Source organism: Bacillus cereus group sp. MYBK139-1 (assembly GCF_051916915.1).
GTDB lineage: Bacteria > Bacillota > Bacilli > Bacillales > Bacillaceae_G > Bacillus_A > Bacillus_A pacificus.
In genome coordinates this window covers 1051252-1064213 of the sequence record NZ_JBQAHO010000002.1, presented here as the reverse complement: position 1 = coordinate 1064213, position 12962 = coordinate 1051252, and the positions used below count along the sequence as shown (strand labels likewise).

Sequence of the window (12962 nt, the reverse complement as noted above, 5' to 3'; positions counted from 1 at the left end):
CATGATGCAGTTTCATATATTTCATTTTTATTCTACGCTTGTCTCTAAACTTACATCTGTATAAGCATGATCATCACCTATATGTAAAATCACTTCACATTGACGTAATCTCAATTCAAAGAGCATGATGGAATCATGATAAACTTCAGGGTTTGATTTCATTTTATGTAACATCTCTTGTTTTTCTTGTATTTCTAATTGTATATTCTCTACAGCTTGTTTCAAGGAGTTAAATGGATTCCTAAAGAATATATGAATATCTCGCTCTTGTGTGTTTTCGAATAGCTCAAATTGCAAGAAAAATTTCTTCATAATAGAATCCGTTACCTCGGTATAATCTTCATTTTCTACATACTGTTTGTATTTGTTATATAGCATAGTTTTGTTTTTCGGAAGAACTCCAAATAATTTACCGGCACTTTTCAATAAAAATTGTGCTGGCGTAAATCGACGTAAAATATTTACTTCATCCATTTGTATTCTAGTCGTCATTCTGTCAGTATCTCTGCGCCAGTCATCAAGCACTTTAAAGTCACATTCTAACTGTATTCGATTTTCTCCAAATAAAGAATTAAGTCCTTCACTAAGTTCTTCTAAGTACGATTGACTTTGAAGGAGCTCATTATGAGAAGTGGCAATCCAATTTTGCATAGAAAGAGCAAGATTAGGTAATACAGTTTGTTCTAAATATTTATGCACTCTTTCGTTCATTGCTTTATTTAGTTCTGTATCCATGTGACCGAAATCACTGTCTTCACTCATTAAATCAGAACAACTCTGTAATATCTTCGGTATATTTTCAGTAAGTTCGTTCGTAATTTCTATTTTCATTGTACGATATGACTGTGTAATGAAATGAATTTTTTCCCTCTCAAATGCAGTAAGGTTATTCATGCTACCGTTTAGTTTCACTAGCATATCTTCATTCCAATTAATAGCATCCACTAGATTATTTTCTTTCTCAACTCGTTTATCCAAAAGATATGTAATTGTTTTTCGAATGAAAAATAATAGCTTTTCAGTACGTTCTGCATCGATATTTTTATGATTAAAGTTAAAATGAATAAACTCTGTTAATTCATTCAATTGTTGATTACTTGTATATAACGAAGAGTAAGGGAAAATCCTCGCATGCGGGAAATATGTGTTTATTCTCGTTGCCGTATCATGTAGTACTCTTTTTACTTCTGCTTCACTATAAATGTTATCAATTTTATTTAATAAGAAATGCACTTGTAAATTTGGTGTATGCTCTTGAATGTTTAATAGAATATCACGCTCTTTATCAGTAAAAGGTGAATCTGCATTCAATACAAACAATAATTCATCTACGGAATTTAGATATTCAAATACCTCATCCCTAGTGTCGTTATTCCTATTAAAACCGGGTGTAACTACAAATGTAAGTTTATTTTCACTTAAAAATCTGCATGGTAATTTAAATTCGACACATGCTCTATCTCTATATGTTTGATGGTGCTGAGACATCATATTATGGTAATCAGAGATATCTTCCGTTGTTGTAATTGTAGCGTCTGTTATGGCGTTAATTTCTGTATGAGCATTATTTTTTAAAACTACTACATTTGAAATTGATTTTTCTACTATATTTTCTCCTAATATAGAGTTAATAAATGTAGTTTTTCCGTTCCCTGAAGTTCCCGTTACTAAAATACGATTTGTTCTTAAATCCGCAAGTTCGTCAACTAACCATCTAAATCGGTGACCTATTTCTATATTGTGCTTTTGTGCCCACTGTGTAATAGATTCAAAAAGATGTAGACTGTACTCTAAAGCATTCACATGATTCATAGAATATGACAGTAGGTTTTCCGCATGTTTTATATTTGATGAATCTATTTGGGTAGGAAAAATTTCATCCCATGCCAATACAGCTGCTGATGGAAATACAGCATACGATGGATTAACTACTTTCAACCAATTTGTTAAAAGATTGGGAATGATATCGTGTAATTGTCTAAGCGTATATTTCCCTTGAATTAATGCAAAGTATGTTTCTTCGTAAAGAGAAGAAATTTTGTCCCATATATCGGAAGACTCTATTTCAATATGTAAGAAAAATTCATTTATTGTGTTAAGCCACAATAAGTAATTTTGTTCATTTTTATAACTGTTCCAAAGTGATGAAACCATTTGCGTAAATTGTACTTGATCTACCTTATTTAATGTAACTAATGCATCATAAAAATAATCTGGTGAAATATGTTTAGTAAATCCTTTATCGATATATCCTTTTAACACCTCAAACCACGGATAAGATTCTGTTCGAATTAACTCATTCACAGCAAGCTCTACTGCACTATCAAAATCTTGTTGTTCCTCATAAAAGGAGCGGGCAATTTTTGTAACATTCGGATAGTCTGGATTTAAAGAAACTGCTTCTTTAATAACAGCGAAAGCTGAATCAAAATTATTTTGCTCTATGTAAAGAGAAAGTAATTGTAGTCTAATTTCAGTCATCAATATTTTATTATCAGTAGTAATGGAAGTGTATACATTTTCAGCAATTGATAATTGATTCAGTTCGAAATACGCATCCGCTATATTTTTTTGTGCCCACGGTGCTAATTCATTACTAACCTTCTCCCATTTAAAAATAGCTGCTTCAAAATCTTGATGGCGATAATAAAATTCACCTTGCGCAAAACGAATATAAGATCCATCAGAAACCTCATTTTTTTCTTCGTTTACATAAGCTTCTCCAAGTACGTCAAGAGGTGATTTTGTTACATTCTCCATTAGAAATGTTTCATAATACATCTTTTTTATTAATTGTTTTTCTATTCTCATCTTTTCCCCCACTATATCTTGAAAATACATTTTTAAGATATGTCAACACTTTATTTATGTATGCTTTTTATCTTAACAAAGAATATCTTTTGGAAAATTTCATTTTCCTTTCATTTTTCAAGTTAAATTGAATTTTCATGAGAAAAGTTTCAGTTTTTTTTCAATTCCCTTTCAGTTATGAAACAGCATTAAATGTTCCTAATAACATAATAATACTATAATATTCCGCATTATATTATCAGGAAAAACCTATATGAATCATATTATAAAAACAATTTATAACGAATATATATGCAAAATTCACTTCACCTAACATAAAAGAGTTCATCACATAGTGCTTGTTTGATAGACATATATACTAAGTCTCTTCAGAATTTCACATACACCATGATAATTTAAACAACAACAATAGTGAGCAGCTATTCATACAATATCTTTCTCGAATTGTTTTCCTTTAGAACACTTCAGTAGTTACGTAATTAAATTCCATTAACCTATATAAATAACTAGTCCAAAAAAAATCTATATGCATATCATGTTATAGTAAAGAATTCAGGAAATCCTAAAAGGAGGCTTTTTCATGTTTGAAGATAAATCTAAAATCAACTACCCATATGAATTTACAGAAACTACAACAATCCCTCTAAAGAATCCTATCAATAAAAATTTCAAAAACGGCTCTGGTACACATACTTTCCCAATTAAAAAACACTATAAGGAACAGGTGCTATATACGGAAAAAATTAATAATAATAAAAACAAATAACCTTATAGACCCTTATAGCAATGAATCAAATAATAACCTATATTAGGCCTTGTATAGTTAATAAATCTTTCTTATACAACTCATGTACTTTTAAAAAGTGCTGATATACAGCGCTTTTTTATACATAGATAATGGAAGAACAAAAAAGGTATGGATATTTTCCGCACCTTTTTTGTCCTTTACTATTTATAAATAAAGCCTACCAGCAAAACTTTACTTGTTGAAGTCATCGGAGAAAGGAGTAGATGTATGATGAATCACAAAGTTAAAGAAGCACCCATGAATTATATAGGCCATTATTGCTCTATTATATATATTTAAAAATTTACCAAACGTTGTTTCAAAGCTACTTAGTTTTCATAAAATATTTTTTGTTTTCGTTGGAACGGATAGGCTTTAATCTCATCTGTATCTAAATTTTCATGAAATAAATGAATGGCTATAATTTGTCTACAATCGTAAGTATGATAATAATATGTTCCAGACTCCATACACATTACACTTGTATATATGGTATTATCTAGTGCACCTTCTTCTGTTATTACTCCACCTTTAGGAACCTCGCAATTTGATAAGATATGAAAAAGAGCTGATACTCCCTCTTCTTCACTATCTATACCTTGAATGTTTTGTTTGCCATATGCTGCCCGCACAAATCTTGATGGTGGAGTGAAATCCCCTGGAAGTCCCATTGAGCCCGATCCCTGACCAAAAGCACTTAATGGTAAGTTACTCCACTCTGTTGGCGCGAATGGCTGCGATTTAAGACCTATGTATTGTCTTAAATTTTGCAAATGCCAATTAAACTCCGGACTATTCGTCATCACTCCTAGTGGGTTGTCATACATTTTTAATCCTTCATTTGTCGGCTCCAGTACAATACAATCTCCCCATTTATCCGCTAAGATCCAATGTAGTGGTGGCGTAAGTCCTAAATCCGGTAACGGTATGTCCAAAAAGGTAAGGCTATCTACAGATTTCTTTAACTCTTTGACAGAATTGAATTGTGTCAGACTCCAAGTCACAAAATCAAATGGAGCTAAATTCGTTTTGTTGTCATCTATGCTTTGACTATAAGTAGCGAATCCTGGAAAATAGAGTGTTGCACATGTCATACCTGCTTCATTTACTCCGTCCGCCATAATGATCCTTCCTTGATGATTAATTCCCATTCCGACCGCAGCATGTTTCGTATGAATGATTTCACCAGTTATATTATTCCACTTGTAATGCCGAGGAATGATTATTACTTCTTGATTCATATCTAATGTGAAGTCCATCGTTCTTGCAAAAAGATGCTGATCGTTTTTTGTCTGTAATGTCAAACTAGTACACATAGATAACACCCCATTTTATGATTTTATCTATACTTTACATAATTCCGATAAATCTGTAAAATAAAAACCTCTTTCCTTACAAAAAATTGAGAAAGCTCATATAAATTGTAAATCAGTTGAGGTTATCTCTAGTTTATAAATTTTTAAAATATAGTTGCAAAAGAATTATATGAAAAAGGAGCGAATTGTTACTATCGCTCCTTTTTATTTCTTTCTATATTTTATTAAAATAACCAGAGACCATTTTCTCTATGAATAGTATCCCTACATAACCCTCTTAAACATCTTTTCCAACTCATAAGTAGAATGATGCACAAGAATTGGTCTTCCGTGCGGGCATGTGTATGGGTTTGTTGTTGTACGAAGTTCTTCCAGTAAAGCAAATATTTGATCGTTCGTTAAATATTGATTTGCTTTAATTGAAGCTTTACAGCTCATCATGATCGCTGCTTCTTCACGTAGTTTTTTAATATCAACTTTTTTTAGTTTAACGACCTGCTCCATCATTTCGTCGATAATTTCTGTTTCTTGTCCTTTCGGGAACCAAGTTGGATGAGAGCGGACGATAAAGGATTGATGGCCGAATTGCTCCAAAAATAGACCGACTTTCTTTAGTTCTTCTAGTTGCTCTTCGACACGTAAAAATTCAGTAAGAGATAAATCGATACGGTATGGTACGAGTAGTTCTTGTACTTCTTGTGCTACTCGTCCTACTTTATCACGGAAGTATTCATAATTAATACGTTCCTGCGCGGCATGCTGGTCAATCATATATAAGCCTTTATCATTTTGAGCGAAAATATATGTTCCGTGCATTTGTCCAATTGGATAAAGCGGCGGTAAATCATTACCGTTCATTTCGATCTCTTCTATTTCCTGAACTTCTTCTTCCAATTCCTCTAATTCAAAGTCTTCATCGTTACTGTTCCACGATTTCTCTTCTCGAATCGGTTCTTCGATTATCGGTTTACTAGATGGTTGCCAACTTTGTTCTTCTCTTACGAGCGATTGTGGTGGTTGCCATTCTTGCTTCGGCGGTTGCCACAGTTGTGCTGGCTGCTTCACTACCAGTGGTTCTTCTCGTTTTTCATCCATGCCTGTCGGTAAAATGATTTCCGGCATAGATGGCTCCTTCGGCTTCGCATGCTCAAACTGGAACTGTTCTTGCACACTTTCATCTTTTTCTTTTTTCTTCGTTATTACACCCGCATCTGGAATGAGCTGTATTTTTTTGAATGCTGCTTGCAATGTTTCTTCGATCAACTTTAGCAATTCTTGTTCTTTACTAAAACGAACTTCTAATTTCGCAGGATGTACGTTAACGTCAACTAGCATTGGATCCATTTCAATCGATAAGAAGCCGATTGGATATCGTCCGACTGGCAATAATGTATGGTATCCTTGCTGAATAGCTTTCATTAATACGAAATTTCGAACGTAACGACCATTTACAATCGTTGACATATAATTTCGAGATGCTCTCGTTACTTCTGGTAATGTTACATAGCCTTTAATTGTGAAATCTAAAGATTCCGCTTCAATTGGAACAAGCTTCTTCGCAACTTGAATGCTATAAATCGATGCAAGTACTTGTCTTACATCACCGTTTCCTGATGTATGAAGCAATTTCTTTTCATTATGAAATAGCTTTAATGATACTTCTGGATGTGACATTGCAATACGATACACGATATCTGTGATATTACCAAGCTCTGTATGAATGGTTTTCATATATTTAAGACGCGCTGGTGTATTAAAGAATAAGTTTTGTACTGTAATATCTGTTCCTTTTCGGCTCGCTGTTTTCTCCTGCTTTATAATGTCTCCACCTTTAATAATAAGGTGCGTACCAGGTGCATCACCTGTGCTAGTGATTAATTCTAATTCACTAACTGAGGCAATACTCGGCAATGCCTCACCACGGAAACCGAGTGTTCTTATGCGAAACAGATCGTTTTCATCTTTAATTTTGCTCGTCGCATGTCGTTCAAAAGCGACGATACAATCTTCTTCTGCAATACCATCACCGTTATCAATGATACGAATTTTCGATAACCCAGCTTCTTCTAAGTGGATTTCAATAGATGTACTATTCGCATCGATAGAATTTTCCACAAGTTCTTTTACGACTGAGGCAGGGCGCTCTACTACTTCCCCTGCCGCAATTAAGTTTGAGAGTTGGTCATCGAGTTTGCGAATTTTCCCCATCTACTTACTCATCCTTTCTTTAACTTTTTCTGTAAGCGATACAGTTCATTCATCGCTTCTAAAGGTGTCATATCAAGTAAATCAATTTTTTTAATTTGCGCAAGTACTGCCGTTTCTTTTGCATCTAGAACTGGTTTGTCTTGTTTTTTCGGGGACTGTTCTCCACCAAAGAATGATAGTTGTGATTCTTCTTCAGTCTCTACTTTCGTTTCTTGTATTTCTACTGGTTCTTCTTTTACAACTACAGGCTCTGGAGTAACTTCTTGTACTTTCACTTCTGTACGCTTTGGAATAATAATTTCTTCTTGTCCTTCTAATTGTGCTAACACTTCTTTCGCACGAGCAATCAAGCTATCTGGAAGCTCCGCAAGTTGCGCAACGTGAATTCCGTAACTTTTATCTGCTGCCCCGTCTTGAATTTTGTGAAGGAATACTACTTTTCCGTTCTCTTCAATAGCTGAAACGTGTACATTCTTCAGTTGATCTAAACTTTCTTCTAGCACTGTCAATTCATGATAATGTGTAGAGAATAACGTTTTTGCACCAATTTGGTCGTGAATATGTTCAATGATTGCTTGTGCAAGTGCCATACCATCATACGTAGATGTACCGCGTCCAATTTCATCAAATAAAATTAAACTTCTTTCTGATGCGTTTGCAATTGCATTTTTCGCTTCTAACATTTCGACCATAAATGTACTTTGACCTGAAATTAAATCATCCGCCGCGCCAATTCTCGTAAAGATTTGGTCAAATACAGGTAATACTGCTTCTGTTGCTGGTACGAAACAACCGATTTGCGACATAACCGTTACAAGTGCTAATTGTCTCATATACGTACTTTTACCAGACATGTTCGGTCCTGTAATTAAAAATACATCCATATTCTCTGGCATAATACAATCATTCGGTACATACAATTTCCCGTTCAATACTTTTTCAACGACAGGATGACGACCATCTTTAATGAAAATTTCACGCTTCGTTGTTAGTACAGGTTTTACAAACTGTTCCTCTTCACTCACTGTCGCAAAACTTTGCAGTACGTCTAATTCACTAATCACTTTCGCTAAATGCTGTAATTTCGGAATAAATACTTTTACTTCTTCACGAAGCGCTGTAAATAAATCGTATTCTAGTTGTACAATTTTTTCTTCTGCTTCTAAGATTAATGTTTCTTTTTCTTTTAGTTCATCTGTAATAAAACGTTCCGCATTAGCAAGCGTTTGTTTACGCTCATAGCGGCCTTCTGGTAATGCTCCAAGGTTCGCTTTCGTTACTTCAATGTAGTAACCGAAAATACGGTTGTATCCGATTTTTAACGATTTAATTCCTGTAATATCACGCTCTCGTTTTTCAAGCTCAGCAATCCACGTTTTTCCGTTTTTACTCACGTAACGATATTGATCAAGCTTGTCATTATAACCATCTTTAATAATATCTCCATCTTTAATAGAAAGCGGTGGATTTTCTTGAATACTTCTTCCTAATAATTCTGTTAAGCTCTCACATGGATCTGCACCTTGAATTAATCTCGCTGCATACGCGTTATCTAACAAACTAATCGCTTCTAAAATAGCTGGTACTTGCAGTAAAGATCGTCTTAACTGTAATAAGTCCCGTGCATTCACATTACCAAAAGCAACTTTCCCTGCTAAACGTTCTAAATCATATACTTCTTTTAACTTTTCTTTTAAATCTTCACGCAAGAAGTAATCATTTACAAACGTTTCAACCATTTCTAAACGCTCTTCAATTCGTTCTTTCTGTATAAGTGGACGTTCCATCCACTGTTTTAACATACGGCCACCCATAGCCGTTTTCGTCTTATCTAATAGCCATAATAATGATCCTGTTTTTTCTTTCGTTCGAAGTGTTTCTGTCAACTCTAAATTTCGCTTTGAATGCACATCAATTTTCATAAATTGATTCGTATAATAAATTTCCACTGGCTGCAAATGATCTAATGAACGTTTTTGCGTTCTTATTACATAGTTAAATAAGCGTCCAACTGCTTTAATTAACTTTGCTTGTGAAACGTTTTTCACAAGCTGTTCTAGCCCTTCAGGAATTGCCGTTGCATCTTCATATGAAATTGTCATTTTTAACGTTTCAGTTAACTTGTTTAGTTCATCTTTAGAAAAGGAAGAATCTACAACAATTTCTTTCGAACCAGTTGCATACACTTCTAATAAAATATCTTCAACTGAACCAGTCAATAACGTTACTGTATTTTGTCCAGTCGTCAAATCGTTACAAGCTAACGCATATGATCCATCTTCAAAATGTGTTAATGCGGCTAAAAAGTTATTTTCTTTCTCATCAATCGTACGCCCTTCCATCATCGTTCCTGGCGTAATTAATTGTACGACTTCACGGCGCACTACACCTTTAGCTGTTTTTGGATCTTCTACTTGCTCACAAACCGCTACTTTATATCCTTTTTCAACAAGTTGTTCAATATAGTTTTTAGCCGCATGATACGGTACACCGCACATCGGTATACGTTCACTACTACCACCGTCTCGGCTCGTTAATGTAATTTCAAGTTCGTGGGCTGCTTTAACCGCATCCTCAAAGAACATTTCATAAAAATCACCTAAGCGGAAAAATAAAAAGGCATCTTGATAGTCTGCCTTAACTTTTAAATATTGCTGTATCATAGGCGTATATTGCGTCATACTTATCCTCCATAATTCTTACATAATAATCTATACTCATATATGTCACATTTCACGGACACTCTTATCTCCTATTTCAGGAGTCTTTCTTCATTATAGCACATTTCATTAGCAATCATGTTCATCTAAGCACCACTTATGTAAAGTAAAAAGCTAGGAAGAACTTCTCCCTAGCTTTCTATTACTCTTCTTCTGCATCAACGATAAAGTTCGGATCTAACTCTTCAAACTCATCATCTTCAATTTGGAAAGCATCATCTGATTCTACACAACCTTCAGGGTTTACACTTACACAAATTTTCGTTTCTCCAACTACTTCTGTTACAAATTCACGTTCTACCGTTACAACAATTTTATTACCATTTGGTGATACAAGAGCCTCTAAACAATTTGGTGGCTGAATGACACGAGCAATAATTTCTAAATCATCACCAGAAAAGTTTTTATCACGATATCCAATGCTTACTTCATCTGTGTAGTTCACACGTTCTGTTACAACTTCTGTCTTTGTATTGCCATCAAATGAATACCAAGTGTTCACATCATAGAAACCTTCAATTTCCACATGTTTTCCATTCTTTCTTGCTTCGTATGAGTGGTTAATTACCCAGCACCCTAAAATACTTGTTGGCTCATTATTCGATTCACATGTATGCGTTGACTTTGTATACTTACGTCCTTTTCCAACCACTGCTTTTGTAATAATCTCTCTAAATTCGGACATTCGTAACCCTCCTCAATCACTATTCACTTAATCATATGCGTGACAATAGCGGAATGTGTCATTCTTTTTTTGAGAAGAACTTACGTTTAATCCACTAAAAAAAGAGATGTCATTTCGACATCTCTTTAACAACCACAATTTCCTTTTTTACTTTCTACCGCTGCGCCCGTTTCACCCTTCAATACATCGCCATTAGTTGAAATTAATATTTCATCTGTTACGTTGTTAGAAATCGTACTTGCAACTAGTTGTAGTAAGTCATTTACATATGTTTGTGAAGATTTAAATTCTTGTACAACTGGGATACTATCTAACTTATCTTGCAGGGCATCAATTTCAGCTTCTACTTTTTTCAAAGCTTCCCATTTCCCGTAATGCTGCAAGTTTACTGCTTGTTTTTGCAGTGCTTTAATTTCATCAATTGCGCGCTTCACATTTTCATTTTTATGAATTTGTGCCTCTGCTTTCTTAAAGAAATCAACTTCTTCTGTTTCAGAAATCATTTTTGCTAATTCTTTCGCTTGCTCAACAATTTCATCTTTCGAATATACTTTCATCTATTATTCCACCTCAATCGGCTCTTCAACTAATTCTCCGTTAAGAGACCAAGTTTTTGCATCCGTTACTTTTACTTTCACAAGCTGACCAATTAAAGACTTTGGAGCAACGAAATTTACAAGTTTATTCGTACGAGTATAACCTGCAAGTACTTCTGGATTATTTTTACTTTCCCCATCAACTAACACTTCTACAATTTGACCTTTATAACGATCATTCTTTTCAATTGCCAATTTATTTACTAATGCATTTAAGCGTTGAAGACGTTCTTTCTTTACTTCCATCGGTACATTGTCTTTCATTTTTGCAGCTGGTGTACCTTCACGCGGAGAATAAATAAAGGTAAAGGCAGTATCAAACCCTACTTCACGATATAACGACATCGTTTCTTCAAATTGCTCATCTGTTTCATTCGGGAAACCGACGATAATATCAGTTGTTAATACCGCGTTTGGAATTGCTTCTTTAATTTTTCTTACAAGCTCTAAATAATGCTCACGTGAATATTTACGCGCCATAATTTTTAACATTTCTGTGCTTCCAGATTGAACTGGTAAGTGAATATGTTCTACTAAGTTGCCGCCTTTTCCAAGCACTTCAATTAAGTGATCATCGAAATCGCGTGGATGGCTCGTTGTAAAACGAATACGGGCAATATCAACTTTACGGAGTTCGTCCATTAAATCGCCAAGACCGTATTCTATATCTTCAAAGTCTTTACCATATGCATTTACGTTCTGTCCAAGTAACGTAATTTCTTTATAACCATTCGCAGCTAAATGACGAATCTCTTGGATAATGTCTTCTGGACGTCTGCTTCGCTCTTTTCCGCGCGTATACGGTACGATACAATATGTACAGAACTTATCACATCCATACATAATATTTACCCAAGCTTTAATATCACCACGACGTACTTTCGGAAGGTTTTCAATTACGTCTCCTTCTTTGGACCAAACTTCAACTACCGTTTCCTTTGAGAACATTGCATCTTTTAGAATGTACGGTAATCTATGAATATTATGCGTTCCAAACACCATATCTACATGCTGATTTTTTTGCATAATTTTATTTACAACAGATTCCTCTTGAGACATACAACCACATACACCAATTAAAAGATCCGGATTTCTTCGTTTTAGTGCCTTTAAATGACCTAGTTCACCGAACACTTTATTTTCAGCATTTTCACGAATAGCACAAGTATTTAATAATACTACATCTGCTTCTTCAGTTGAAAAGGTTGGTTCATACCCAAGTGCAGTGAAAATACCCGCCATTACTTCTGTATCATGCTCATTCATTTGACAACCATATGTACGAATATAAAACTTTCTTCCTGCACCAAAATTGCGAAACTCTTCAGGTAAGCCAAAATCCCGTTCAATTTTAACTTCTTCTTTTCCTCTCTTTTTCGCGTCTTTTAAGGAAGGTGGTTGGTATACACTTTCAAAGTATTTGCTATAATCTTTCTCTTCTTTTTTCGTAGAGGAATTCACTTGTTGACTTGCTAATCGTTGTTGCTCGTTCATCGGTAATCTCCTTTCACCCTTAACTATACACTCTCTATAGTCCATTTTAATGCGCTTAGACCCACCTCAAAAATGGTTAGATAGCTTGAGAGATACTTGTCCTTTGAAACTTGAGTAATCAATCTAATCATCTATAAGAATGAAGTCTTCCCCACACAAATAGACATTCCCTTTTTGTATTTCTTTTGTCCTAATCAAAAGCATATTGCTTTATCCCTATACACATTACCATAGTATGAAGTGTTTCGCCAATTTTTACAAAGAAGAAGGCTTATCCTATTATTACATTTCCTAGTTAATGAACATGCAATTTTCATACAACGATTTATATATTATTTTACCATT

Annotated in this window: 8 protein-coding genes; 1 reads left to right on the top strand and 7 read right to left on the bottom strand. The window is 34.4% G+C overall.

Going from position 1 to position 12962, the window contains the following annotated elements; translation table 11 throughout:
* Positions 1 to 27: 27 nt before the first annotated feature.
* Complete coding sequence (locus tag ACTFRS_RS16690; protein WP_139867020.1) at positions 28 to 2841, bottom strand: dynamin family protein; 2814 nt, start codon at positions 2839 to 2841, stop codon at positions 28 to 30.
* A 550-nt stretch (positions 2842 to 3391) separates the two neighbouring features.
* On the opposite strand from ACTFRS_RS16690, the gene ACTFRS_RS16685 reads away from it, so the two are divergent.
* A complete protein-coding gene (locus ACTFRS_RS16685) occupies positions 3392 to 3577 on the top strand; it encodes a hypothetical protein (RefSeq protein ID WP_000461128.1) in 186 nt (61 codons plus the stop codon).
* Positions 3578 to 3927: 350 nt separating this feature from the next.
* On the opposite strand, the gene ACTFRS_RS16680 is transcribed toward ACTFRS_RS16685, so the two are convergent.
* The 6 genes from ACTFRS_RS16680 to miaB all read right to left on the bottom strand — a co-directional run bounded on the left by ACTFRS_RS16680 (position 3928) and on the right by miaB (position 12617).
* Positions 3928 to 4914: a choloylglycine hydrolase family protein gene (locus tag ACTFRS_RS16680; protein ID WP_318160368.1), complete on the bottom strand. Its 987-nt coding sequence runs from the start codon at positions 4912 to 4914 to the stop codon at positions 3928 to 3930.
* Positions 4915 to 5178: 264 nt separating this feature from the next.
* Entirely contained in the window at positions 5179 to 7122 is a 1944-nt protein-coding gene (mutL, locus tag ACTFRS_RS16675; protein WP_440024658.1) for a DNA mismatch repair endonuclease MutL, read from the bottom strand.
* Between the two features lie 8 nt (positions 7123 to 7130).
* The gene (gene mutS, locus ACTFRS_RS16670; RefSeq protein WP_139867014.1) at positions 7131 to 9803 is read right to left on the bottom strand and encodes a DNA mismatch repair protein MutS; all 2673 of its coding nucleotides are present in this window, start codon (positions 9801 to 9803) and stop codon (positions 7131 to 7133) included.
* A gap of 181 nt (positions 9804 to 9984) precedes the next feature.
* Complete coding sequence (gene cotE / locus ACTFRS_RS16665) at positions 9985 to 10527, bottom strand: outer spore coat protein CotE (RefSeq protein ID WP_001288798.1); 543 nt, start codon at positions 10525 to 10527, stop codon at positions 9985 to 9987.
* A gap of 125 nt (positions 10528 to 10652) precedes the next feature.
* A complete protein-coding gene (locus ACTFRS_RS16660) occupies positions 10653 to 11084 on the bottom strand; it encodes a RicAFT regulatory complex protein RicA family protein (RefSeq protein ID WP_000870462.1) in 432 nt (143 codons plus the stop codon).
* 3 nt (positions 11085 to 11087) lie between these two features.
* Positions 11088 to 12617, bottom strand: a complete 1530-nt coding sequence (gene miaB, locus ACTFRS_RS16655; protein WP_139867013.1) for a tRNA (N6-isopentenyl adenosine(37)-C2)-methylthiotransferase MiaB — start codon at positions 12615 to 12617, stop codon at positions 11088 to 11090.
* Positions 12618 to 12962 lie beyond the last annotated feature (345 nt).